Annotated in this window: 10 protein-coding genes; 2 read left to right on the top strand and 8 right to left on the bottom strand. The window is 69.4% G+C overall.

Annotated features, from left to right (window positions below; all coding sequences use genetic code 11):
- Nucleotides 1–306: 306 nt before the first annotated feature.
- The 3 genes from ACZ7JA_RS30575 to thyX all read right to left on the bottom strand — a co-directional run bounded on the left by ACZ7JA_RS30575 (nt 307) and on the right by thyX (nt 3,987).
- Nucleotides 307–1,992 carry a ribonuclease J gene (locus ACZ7JA_RS30575; RefSeq protein ID WP_351664184.1) on the bottom strand — a complete coding sequence of 562 codons (1,686 nt, stop codon included), beginning with the start codon at nt 1,990–1,992 and terminating at the stop codon, nt 307–309.
- Between the two features lie 155 nt (nt 1,993–2,147).
- Complete coding sequence (dapA, locus tag ACZ7JA_RS30570; protein WP_351664185.1) at nt 2,148–3,047, bottom strand: 4-hydroxy-tetrahydrodipicolinate synthase; 900 nt, start codon at nt 3,045–3,047, stop codon at nt 2,148–2,150.
- A 211-nt stretch (nt 3,048–3,258) separates the two neighbouring features.
- Nucleotides 3,259–3,987, bottom strand: coding sequence for an FAD-dependent thymidylate synthase (thyX, locus tag ACZ7JA_RS30565; RefSeq protein WP_389304824.1), 729 nt, complete (start codon nt 3,985–3,987; stop codon nt 3,259–3,261).
- A gap of 172 nt (nt 3,988–4,159) precedes the next feature.
- Here thyX and ACZ7JA_RS30560 point away from each other — a divergent pair, with 172 nt between their 5' ends.
- Nucleotides 4,160–4,432, top strand: coding sequence for a hypothetical protein (locus tag ACZ7JA_RS30560; RefSeq protein ID WP_470811566.1), 273 nt, complete (start codon nt 4,160–4,162; stop codon nt 4,430–4,432).
- 90 nt (nt 4,433–4,522) lie between these two features.
- The gene (locus ACZ7JA_RS30555) at nt 4,523–5,077 is read left to right on the top strand and encodes a hypothetical protein (protein ID WP_470811564.1); all 555 of its coding nucleotides are present in this window, start codon (nt 4,523–4,525) and stop codon (nt 5,075–5,077) included.
- A gap of 115 nt (nt 5,078–5,192) precedes the next feature.
- On the opposite strand, the gene ACZ7JA_RS30550 is transcribed toward ACZ7JA_RS30555, so the two are convergent.
- From ACZ7JA_RS30550 to rpsO, 5 genes are all read right to left on the bottom strand, one after another.
- Nucleotides 5,193–5,645, bottom strand: a complete 453-nt coding sequence (locus ACZ7JA_RS30550; RefSeq protein ID WP_351664189.1) for a tetratricopeptide repeat protein — start codon at nt 5,643–5,645, stop codon at nt 5,193–5,195.
- Between the two features lie 13 nt (nt 5,646–5,658).
- Nucleotides 5,659–6,411 carry a 4-hydroxy-tetrahydrodipicolinate reductase gene (gene dapB / locus ACZ7JA_RS30545; protein ID WP_389304827.1) on the bottom strand — a complete coding sequence of 251 codons (753 nt, stop codon included), beginning with the start codon at nt 6,409–6,411 and terminating at the stop codon, nt 5,659–5,661.
- A gap of 24 nt (nt 6,412–6,435) precedes the next feature.
- Nucleotides 6,436–7,815, bottom strand: a complete 1,380-nt coding sequence (locus ACZ7JA_RS30540) for a M16 family metallopeptidase (RefSeq protein ID WP_389304828.1) — start codon at nt 7,813–7,815, stop codon at nt 6,436–6,438.
- Nucleotides 7,812–10,031, bottom strand: a complete 2,220-nt coding sequence (locus tag ACZ7JA_RS30535) for a polyribonucleotide nucleotidyltransferase (RefSeq protein WP_351664192.1) — start codon at nt 10,029–10,031, stop codon at nt 7,812–7,814. Before ACZ7JA_RS30535 ends, ACZ7JA_RS30540 begins: the two co-directional genes overlap by 4 nt.
- 324 nt (nt 10,032–10,355) lie before the next feature.
- Complete coding sequence (gene rpsO / locus ACZ7JA_RS30530; RefSeq protein ID WP_020138875.1) at nt 10,356–10,643, bottom strand: 30S ribosomal protein S15; 288 nt, start codon at nt 10,641–10,643, stop codon at nt 10,356–10,358.
- Nucleotides 10,644–10,786: the final 143 nt, after the last annotated feature.

Here is a 10,786-nt window from a genome sequence, read left to right as displayed (position 1 = left end):
CTTTGTACTCACCCTCTCGGGCTTTCCTCCGGGCGCTTCCCTTCGTTCTTGCGTTTCCGACTCTATCAGATCTTTTCTCGACCCGATTTCCTCGGCGCTTTCCAGGTTCCCGCTCTCGCGTTTCCCTTTCCGGCGGTTCCGACTTTATCAGAAGTTCTGAGCCGGATTTCCCACCCGATCCGTGGCAACCGTGGTCCAGAGTGTGAAGCTCTGGGGGTTCCCCTCGGGCGGAGCCGTAAACGTACTGGAGCGGGGCGGCCCGATGCAAATCGAGGCGCCCCGCTCCCAGTTCACGCAGCCGGCGTGTCAGACCTCCACGACCACCGGGAGGATCATCGGCCTGCGGCGATAGGTGTCCGAGACCCACTTGCCCAGTGTGCGCCGGATCAGTTGCTGCAGCTGGTGCGGCTCCACGACGCCGTCCTGGGCCGAGCGCTCCAGCGCCTCGTTGATCTTCGGGATGACGCCGGTGAAGGCCGAGTCCTCGATACCGGAACCGCGGGCGTGGATGTGCGGTCCGCCCGTGATCTTGCCGGTGGACGAGTCCACCACCACGAAGACCGAGATGATGCCCTCGTCGCCGAGGATCTTGCGGTCCTTCAGGGCCGGCTCGCCCACGTCGCCGACGGAGAGGCCGTCGACGTAGACGTACCCGGCCTGCACCTTGCCGGCGATCGTTGCCTTGCCCTCGACCAGGTCGACGACCACGCCGTCCTCGGCGATGACGATCCGGTCGTGCGGGACACCGGTCAGCGCGCCCAGCTCGGCGTTGGCGCGCAGGTGACGCCATTCGCCGTGCACCGGCATCAGGTTCTTCGGGCGGCAGATGTTGTAGAAGTACAGCAGCTCGCCCGCGGACGCGTGGCCCGAGACGTGCACCTTGGCGTTGCCCTTGTGCACGACGTTGGCGCCCCAGCGGGTCAGGCCGTTGATGACGCGGTAGACCGCGTTCTCGTTGCCCGGGATGAGGGACGACGCGAGGATCACCGTGTCGCCGGGGACGATCCGGATCTGGTGGTCGCGGTTGGCCATCCGGGAGAGGGCGGCCATCGGCTCGCCCTGGGAGCCCGTGCAGACCAGGACCACCTCGTGGTCCGGGAGGTCGTCGAGGGTCTTGACGTCCACGACCAGGCCCGGCGGCACCTTGAGGTAACCGAGGTCGCGGGCGATGCCCATGTTGCGGACCATCGAGCGGCCGACGAAGGCGACCCGGCGGCCGTACTCGTGGGCCGCGTCCAGGATCTGCTGAATGCGGTGGACGTGGCTGGCGAAGCTCGCCACGATGATCCGCTTGCGGGCGCCGGCGAAGACCTGTCGCAGGACGTTGGAGATGTCGCGCTCGGGCGGGACGAAGCCCGGCACCTCGGCGTTCGTCGAGTCGGCGAGCAGGAGGTCGATGCCCTCCTCGCTGAGGCGGGCGAACGCGTGCAGGTCCGTGAGGCGGTTGTCCAGCGGGAGCTGGTCCATCTTGAAGTCGCCGGTGTGCACGGCCATGCCGGCCGGGGTGCGGATGGCGACCGCCAGCGCGTCCGGGATGGAGTGGTTGACCGCGACGAACTCGCAGTCGAAGGGGCCGATGCGCTCGCGGTTCCCCTCCGCCACCTCGAGGGTGTACGGGCGGATCCGGTGCTCCTGGAGCTTGGCCTCGATGAGGGCGAGGGTCAGCTTGGAGCCGATCAGCGGGATGTCCGGCTTCTCGCGGAGCAGGAAGGGGACGCCGCCGATGTGGTCCTCGTGCCCGTGGGTGAGCACGATGCCCTCGATGTCGTCGAGGCGGTCCCGGATGGACGTGAAGTCCGGAAGGATCAGGTCGATTCCGGGCTGCTCCTCCTCGGGGAAGAGCACTCCGCAGTCGACGATCAGCAGGCGGCCGCCGTACTCGAAGACCGTCATGTTCCGGCCGATCTCGCCGAGACCGCCGAGCGGGGTGACACGCAGGCCGCCCTCGGGGAGCGACGGGGGCGGTCCGAGTTCAGGATGCGGATGACTCAAAAGACTCTCCTCACCACGAGCGCCACGTACCGGTGGGGCACGTGGCGCGCATGACGTTCGTGCAGAAGCAGTTGTCGTTGTGGGGTGCGGGCACCGGTGGCCCGCTGTTCGGTTGTCGATTCAGTTGTGAAGCTCGGGTGGTGCCAAGTCTGTTGTCAGAGCTGTACCCCGCCGGCGGCAAGATCGATCTTGAGCTGGGCGATCTCCTCCGGCGAGCACTCGACCATGGGTGCGCGCAGGGGACCTGCGGGCAGCCCCTGGAGGGCGAGTGCGGCCTTGGCGGTCATGACGCCCTGGGTGCGGAACATCCCGGTGTACACGGGCAGCAGCTTCTGGTGGATCTCCGTGGCCTTCACGACGTCGCCCGAGCTGTACGCGTCGACGAGGGCGCGCAGGTCGGGGGTGACGACGTGGCCGACGACGGAGACGAAGCCGACCGCGCCCACGGAGAGCAGCGGCAGGTTCAGCATGTCGTCGCCGGAGTACCAGGCGAGGCCGGACTGCGCGACGGCCCAGCTCGCGCGGCCGAGGTCGCCCTTGGCGTCCTTGTTGGCAACGATCCGCGGGTGCTCGGCCAGGCGGACCAGGGTCTCGGTGTTGATCGGGACCCCGCTGCGGCCGGGGATGTCGTAGAGCATGACCGGCAGGCCGGTGGCGTCCGCGACGGTCGTGAAGTGCCGGTACAGCCCCTCCTGAGGGGGCTTGTTGTAGTACGGCGTCACGACCAGCAGGCCGTGCGCGCCGGCGTGCTCCGCCTCGCGGGCCAGCTCGATGCTGTGGCGGGTGTCGTTGGTGCCGACCCCGGCCACGACGTGGGCGCGGTCGCCGACCGCCTCGACCACGGCTCGTACAAGGTCCGATTTCTCCGCGTCACTGGTGGTGGGGGACTCGCCGGTGGTGCCGTTGATGATCAGGCCGTCGTTGCCTGCGTCCACCAGGTGGGCGGCGAGCCGCTGCGCGCCGTCGAGGTCGAGTGCGCCGTCCGCCGTGAAGGGCGTGACCATGGCGGTGAGGACCCGCCCGAAGGGGGTCTGCGGAGTCGAGGTCGGAGCCATGGGTAACACGCTACTCGGTGCTCCAGGCGTGGTCTGCCCTTGGGGGGCCGGGTAAGTCAGGACAAATATGGAGCCCGGCACTGCCTGCTCGGGGGTTCAAGCAGTGCCGGGTCCGTTCGATCAGGCTAGATGAACTTCTCGGAATGCCGCAATACGGACACTTCGCCCGGCTGATCCGTACATCCGTTCCGCGTGGGAGAACAGGGCTTCGTTACGGAGCCACACGTCCGTTCGCGTTGAAGGCGGCATAGGTCAGCGGCATGAGCTTGGCCCACTCCGCCTCCATCCGCTCGCCAACCATCTCGATCTCCCGCTGCGGGAAGGAGGGCACCTTGGCCAGCTCGTGCTGGGTGCGCAGACCGAGGAAGTGCATCAGCGAGCGGGCGTTGCAGGTGGCGTACATCGAGGAGAACAGGCCGACCGGGAGGGCGGCGCGGGCCACCTCGCGGGCGACGCCCTCGGCGAGGAGCTTCCGGTAGGCCGCGTACGCCTGCTCGTAGGACTCCTCGAGGGTGCTGCGCACGGCTTCCTGCTGGGCCTGGGTGCCCTCGACGAAGACGTACTTGCCGGGACGGCCCTCCTGGACCAGCTTGCGGTCCGCGCCGGGGACATAGAAGACCGGCTGGAGCTCCCGGTAGCGACCCGACTCCTCGTTGTAGGACCAGCCGACCCGGTGCCGCATGAACTCGCGGAAGACGAAGATCGGGGCGCTGATGAAGAAGGTCATCGAGTTGTGCTCGAACGGGCTGCCGTGCCGGTCCCGCATCAGGTAGTTGATCAGGCCCTTGGAGCGCTCGGGGTCCTTCTTCAGCTCGTCCAGCGACTGCTCGCCGACGGTGGAGACGCGGGCGGCGAAGAGGACGTCGGCGTCCGACGCGCTGGACTTGACCAGCTCGACGCTGACATCGCTGCGGAAAGTGAGCGACTCGGGGGTGGTCACGGGGGTCCTTCCATCACTTCTTGAGGTTCGCGCCCACTGTACGGGGCACCCCTGACAGTCCCGGACAGTGACCTTGCCACGCATTTTTTCGGACATGGGCACCTTTTGTGTCACTCGCGCGTCTGTACCGGTGAGGCCTGACCGTTCGATCCCGAGAGGAGCTGAACCGGCGATGTTCCACCCCCAGCCGCCGCCGGGAGGTGCCCCCGACGAGCCCGTTCCCTTCGCCTTCGTGGCAGATGCGGACAGGTTCCGCAGCAATGTCGCTCCCCCGACCCGTGAGCCGGCCTCCCTCGGCGAGCTGGCCGGGCGCTGGCTGCTCGGCCTGACCCTCGTCGCCGGACTCGTCGGGGCCCTGGTCCTCGGGATGCCGGCGCTGTCCACTCCGTCGAGCACGCCGGCCCAGCAGTCGCAGGCCTCGCAGGGGCACTCACAGGGGCACTGACCCTTCCGGCCGCCCAAGGGTGGTGGGCGGGAACCCGGCCGGATAGCCTCACCGGGCACAGCCCCAGCGAGGATCGAGTGAGGACCAGCCGTGCCCCTGCCCTTCCTGACGGCCGACCGCTCCTTCGAATCGGCTTCCGAGAGCCCGCTGCCCTACGACGACCAGGACCGCTGGCGGCGGCCCTACCGGCCCGGGCCCTGGCGGGTGGGCGGCGCCGCCCTGGGGCTGCTGCTCTCCTCGTTCGTGCTGTTCGGCGCGGTCCTCATCGCCCTGACCGACTCGGTGTCCGCGGCGGGCCTGGTCCTCACGCTGGCGCTGGCCGTCATCGTCTCGGCGCTGCGCGTGCTGCGCATGGGCGTGTGGGTGAGCGCGCGCGGGCTGCGCCAGGTGGGCTTCCTGGTGACGCGCACGGTCCCCTGGCAGCGGGTGATCGCCGTACGGACGGCTCAGCAGCCGGTGCGCTGGCTGGGGCTGCCGCGCACCGTGCAGGGGCAGGCGCTGACGCTGGTGCGCAAGGACCGGGCCGCCGAGGACACGCCGCCGCTGCTGTCCACGCACTCCCTCGACTTCCTGCACCGGCCCGCGGCCTTCGACCGGGCCGCGGACACGGTGGAGGCGTGGGCCGCGGAGTACGGGCGCGGCTGACCGCCCTCGGGGCCATGACGAAGGGGCCGGACCGCGTGCACCGCGGTCCGGCCCCTTTCTCGTTCCCGTTCCTCGTACCGGCCTGGACCGGCCGGACCGGACTGCCCGGGCCGGCTCAGACGTGGACGGGTCTGCCGTCGTGGAGCGCGATGGCCCGCTGCATCGCCTTGCGGGCGCGCGGGGTGTCGCGTGCGTCGTGGTAGGCCACGGCCAGCCGGAACCAGCTGCGCCAGTCGTCCGGGGCCGCCTCCGTCTCGGCCTTGCGCCGGGCGAACACCTCGTCCGCGGAGTCCCGGTCGATGCGGCCGCTCGGGGTGCGCTTCAGCTCGTCGACGGGGAGGCCGCCCTCGGCCTCGAGTTCGGCGGCGAGCACGTTGGCCCGGCGGACGAACTGGGTGTTCTTCCACAGGAACCACAGGCCGATGACCGGCAGGATCAGCACCGCCACACCGAAGGTGACGGTCAGGAGCGTGCCGGTCTGGATGAGCATCACGCCGCGGCTGCCGACCAGGACGAAGTAGAAGACGAGGACGGCGGCCGTGACGAGATAGGTGATCTTCGCGCGCATGACGTGTTCCGGCTCAGCTCAGGTCGAGGAAGTGTTCCAGGCCGAAGGTGAGGCCCGGAGTCGACACCACGCGGCGGACGCCGAGCAGGATGCCCGGCATGAAGCTGCTGTGGTGCAGGGAGTCGTGGCGGATGGTGAGGGTCTCGCCCTCGGCGCCGAGCAGCACCTCCTGGTGGGCCAGCAGGCCGCGCAGCCGGACGGCGTGCACGGGGACGCCGTCCACGTCGGCCCCGCGGGCGCCGTCCAGGGCGGTCACGGTGGCGTCCGGCGCCGGGGCCGAACCGGCGCGGCGGCGGGCCTCGGCGATGAGCTGGGCCGTGCGGGTGGCGGTTCCGGAGGGGGCGTCGACCTTGTTCGGGTGGTGCAGCTCGACGACCTCGACCGACTCGAAGTACGGGGCGGCGATCTGCGCGAACTTCATGGTGAGCACGGCGCCGATGGAGAAGTTCGGCGCGATGAGCACACCGGTCTGCGGGGACTGGCCGAGCCAGCCCGTCAGCTGCGCGAGGCGGTCCTCGGTCCAGCCCGTCGTACCGACGACCGCGTGGATGCCGTGGCGCACGCAGAAGTCGAGGTTGCCCATGACGGAGGCGGGGGTGGTGAGTTCGACGGCGACCTGGGCGCCGGTCTCCGCGAGGGTCTCCAGCTTGTCGCCCCGGCCCAGGGCGGCGACCAGCTCCATGTCCTCGGCGGCCTCGACCGCCCGTACCGCCTCGGACCCGATCCGGCCCTTGGCGCCGAGTACCGCCACGCGCAGCTTGCTCATCTGTTGCTTCCTTACCGGAGGTGATTAGGCGACGGCGTCGTGCAGCCGTGCGGCCTGCTTGTCCTTCAGCGGGCCGATGACCGACAGCGACGGGCGTTGGCCCAGGATGTCCCGGGCGACCGACCGGACCTCGTCCGGGGTGACCGCGGCTATCTTCGCCAGCATGTCGTCGACGGACATCTGCTCGCCCCAGCACAGCTCACTCTTGCCGATCCGGTTCATCAGCGCGCCGGTGTCCTCCAGGCCCAGGACGGTGGAGCCCTGGAGCTGGCCGATGGCCCTGCCGATCTCGTCGTCGGAGAGGCCGTTCTGGGCGACCTGGTCGAGCTCGTCCCGGCAGATCCTCAGCACGTCGTGCACCTGGCTGGGCCGGCAGCCGGCGTAGACGCCGAACAGGCCGCAGTCGGCGAAGCCCGAGGTGTACGAGTACACGCTGTAGGCGAGGCCGCGCTTCTCCCGGACCTCCTGGAAGAGGCGGGAGGACATGCCGCCGCCGAGGGCGGTGTTGAGCACGCCCATGGCCCAGCGGCGGTCGTCGGCGCGGGCGAGGCCGGGCATGCCGAGGACGACGTGCGCCTGCTCGGTCTTGCGACTGAGCAGTTCCACCTTGCCGGTCGTGCGGATCGCGCGGCGGCCGTCGCGCGGGGCGATGGGCTGGGCGCCGAGGTCCTTGAAGGCGTCCGCCTTCTCGAAGGCGGCACGGACCTGGCGTACGACCTTGTTGTGGTCGATGTTGCCCGCGCAGGCGACCACGAGGTGGGTCGGGTCGTAGTGCTTCTTGTAGAAGCGGCGGATGCGGTCGGCGGTGAGGGCGTTGACCGTGTCGACGGTGCCGAGTACCGGGCGGCCGAGGGCGTTGTCGCCGAACATGGTGTGCGCGAACAGGTCGTGCACACAGTCGCCCGGGTCGTCCTCGGTCATCGCGATCTCTTCGAGGATGGCGCCGCGCTCGACGTTGACGTCGTCCTCGAGGATCAGCGAGCCGGTCAGCATGTCGCAGACGACGTCGATGGCGAGCGGCAGGTCGGTGTCGAGCACGCGCGCGTAGTAGCACGTGTACTCCTTGGCCGTGAACGCGTTCATCTCGCCGCCGACCGCGTCGAGGGCGGCGGAGATGTCCAGCGCGCTGCGCTTGGCGGTGCCCTTGAAGAGCAGGTGCTCCAGGTAGTGCGTGGCGCCGTTCAGCGACGGGGTCTCGTCGCGGGAGCCGACGTGCGCCCAGATGCCGAAGGTGGCCGAGCGCACGGAGGGCAGGGTCTCGGTGACGATGCGCAGACCGCCGGGGAGGGTGGTCTTGCGGACGGTGCCGATGCCGCCGGTGCCCTTGATGAGGGTTTGGGTACGGGCGACGGCCCGCGCCTCCGAGGAGGTGCGGGCCGTCGCCTTGGAGCCACGGGACGTCACTGGTCGGCGTCGTCCTTCTTCGTCTCGTCGCCTTCTTCGCCCTCGATCACCGGAACGAGGGACAGCTTGCCGCGGGAGTCGATCTCGGCGATCTCGACCTGGACCTTCTGGCCCACACCGAGGACGTCCTCGACGTTCTCCACGCGCTTGCCGCCGGCGAGCTTGCGGATCTGCGAGATGTGCAGCAGACCGTCCTTGCCCGGGAGCAGCGACACGAACGCACCGAAGGTCGTCGTCTTCACGACGGTGCCCAGGTAGCGCTCGCCGACCTCCGGCATGGTCGGGTTGGCGATGCCGTTGATCGTGGCGCGGGCGGCCTCGGCGGCCGGGCCGTCGGCGGCACCGATGTAGATGGTGCCGTCGTCCTCGATCGTGATCTCGGCGCCGGTGTCCTCCTGGATCTGGTTGATCATCTTGCCCTTGGGGCCGATGACCTCACCGATCTTGTCCACAGGGATCTTGACGGTGATGATCCGCGGGGCGTTCGGGGACATCTCGTCCGGCGTGTCGATCGCTTCCATCATCACGTCGAGGATGTGGAGGCGGGCGTCGCGGGCCTGCTTGAGGGCCGCGGCCAGGACGGAGGCGGGGATGCCGTCCAGCTTGGTGTCGAGCTGAAGGGCGGTCACGAACTCCTTGGTGCCGGCGACCTTGAAGTCCATGTCGCCGAAGGCGTCCTCCGCACCGAGGATGTCGGTGAGGGCGACGTAGTGCGTCTGGCCGTCGATCTCCTGGGAGATCAGGCCCATGGCGATACCGGCGACGGGGGCCTTGAGCGGCACACCGGCGTTCAGCAGCGACATGGTGGAGGCGCAGACCGAGCCCATGGACGTCGAGCCGTTGGAGCCGAGGGCCTCGGACACCTGACGGATCGCGTAGGGGAACTCCTCGCGGGTCGGCAGGACCGGCACGATCGCGCGCTCGGCGAGCGCGCCGTGGCCGATCTCGCGGCGCTTCGGGGAGCCGACGCGGCCCGTCTCACCGACGGAGTACGGCGGGAAGTTGTAGTTGTGCATGTAGCGCTTGCGGGTCACCGGGGAGAGGGTGTCCAGCTGCTGCTCCATGCGGAGCATGTTCAGGGTGGTGACGCCCAGGATCTGGGTCTCGCCACGCTCGAACAGCGCCGAGCCGTGCACGCGCGGGATGGCCTCGACCTCGGCGGCCAGCGTACGGATGTCCGTGACGCCACGGCCGTCGATGCGGACCTTGTCCTTGATGACGCGCTCGCGGACCAGCTTCTTGGTCAGCGCGCGGTACGCGGCGGAGATCTCCTTCTCGCGGCCCTCGAACTGCGGGAGCAGCTTCTCGGCGGCGATGTCCTTGACGCGGTCCAGCTCGGCCTCGCGGTCCTGCTTGCCGGCGATGGTGAGCGCCTGGGCGAGCTCGCTCTTGACCGCGGCGGTCAGGGCCTCGAGGACGTCGTCCTCGTAGTCCAGGAAGATCGGGAACTCGGCGGTCGGCTTGGCGGCCTTCGCGGCGAGGTCCGACTGCGCCTTGCACAGCACCTTGATGAAGGGCTTGGCGGCCTCGAGACCGGCGGCCACGACCTCCTCGGTCGGCGCCTCGGCGCCGCCCTGGACCAGCTGGATGGTCTTGTCGGTGGCCTCGGCCTCGACCATCATGATCGCGACGTCGCCGTCCTCCAGGACGCGACCGGCGACGACCATGTCGAAGACGGCGTCCTCGAGCTCGGTGTGCGTCGGGAACGCGACCCACTGGCCGTTGATCAGCGCGACGCGGACGCCGCCCACCGGGCCGGAGAAGGGCAGGCCGGCCAGCTGGGTGGACGCGGAGGCGGCGTTGATCGCCACGACGTCGTACAGGTGGTCGGGGTTGAGCGCCATGATGGTGGCGACGACCTGGATCTCGTTGCGAAGGCCCTTCTTGAAGGACGGACGCAGCGGACGGTCGATGAGACGGCAGGTGAGGACGGCGTCCTCGGAGGGACGGCCCTCGCGGCGGAAGAAGCTGCCGGGGATCTTGCCGGCGGCGTACATGCGCTCCTCGACGTCCACCGTCAGGGGGAAGAAGTCGAGCTGGTCCTTGGGCTTCTTGGAAGCGCTGGTGGCCGACAGCACCATGGTGTCGTCGTCCAGGTACGCGACGGCGGAGCCGGCGGCCTGCTTGGCCAGGCGGCCCGTCTCGAAGCGGATGGTGCGGGTGCCGAAGGCGCCGTTGTCGATGACGGCCTCGGCGTAGTGGGTCTCGTTCTCCACTAGCGTTTTCTCCTCGTCTTCGTCCCTCGCCGCCCGTGTGGCAGGGGGACGTTTGTGGAGAAGCGCTCCGTCTGGTGCGGGCCGGTCTTCGATCGAAGCACCCGGGGCTCACTTCCCCCCGGGGGCCACTACCGAGGACCGGCGGCGGCGAGGCGCGCTCCTCCTCGTTCTGTGTCGTACGGGTTCTGCCGTACGTGTTCCGTGTCGTGCGTACTGCGTTGTGCTACCACACTACAAAGCGGGCGTGACACCGCGCACGTTCCGCACGTACGGCAAAGGGAGCGGCCCCCGAGTCCTATCGGGAACCGCTCCCTTCACGGCGTCTTACTTCGCGCCCGCCGCACCGCGGCGGATGCCCAGACGGTCGACCAGCGTACGGAAACGCTGGATGTCCTTCTTCGCCAGGTACTGCAGGAGGCGACGGCGCTGACCGACCAGGATCAGCAGACCACGGCGGGAGTGGTGGTCGTGCTTGTGGGTCTTGAGGTGCTCCGTCAGGTCGGAGATGCGACGCGAGAGCATGGCGACCTGGACCTCGGGGGAGCCGGTGTCGCCCTCCTTGGTACCGAACTCGGTGATGATCTGCTTCTTCGTAGCGGCGTCGAGCGACACGCGTACTCCTCTTAGTCTGTATGTGCCATCGAGTGCCCCCGGTCCACTTCTCGGGGGAGCTTCCACGACTCGGGAGGCGGGGATCCGCTGGGCGCGGCCTCCAGGGCGGCAGGGGATGCCTGCGGGTGCTCCGGGGGTGCGTA

This window comes from Streptomyces sp. NPDC038135 (genome assembly GCF_055601245.1).
This window is presented reverse-complemented; position numbering and strand designations above follow the sequence as displayed.

What these genes read in the sequence shown, in the direction of transcription:
- ACZ7JA_RS30550 (WP_351664189.1), bottom strand. Translation starts at nt 5,645, where the DNA reads ATGCGCGCGAAGATCACCTATCTCGTCACGGCCGCCGTCCTCGTCTTC.
- ACZ7JA_RS30560 (WP_470811566.1), top strand. Translation starts at nt 4,160, where the DNA reads ATGTTCCACCCCCAGCCGCCGCCGGGAGGTGCCCCCGACGAGCCCGTT.
- dapA (WP_351664185.1), bottom strand. Translation starts at nt 3,047, where the DNA reads ATGGCTCCGACCTCGACTCCGCAGACCCCCTTCGGGCGGGTCCTCACC.
- dapB (WP_389304827.1), bottom strand. Translation starts at nt 6,411, where the DNA reads ATGAGCAAGCTGCGCGTGGCGGTACTCGGCGCCAAGGGCCGGATCGGG.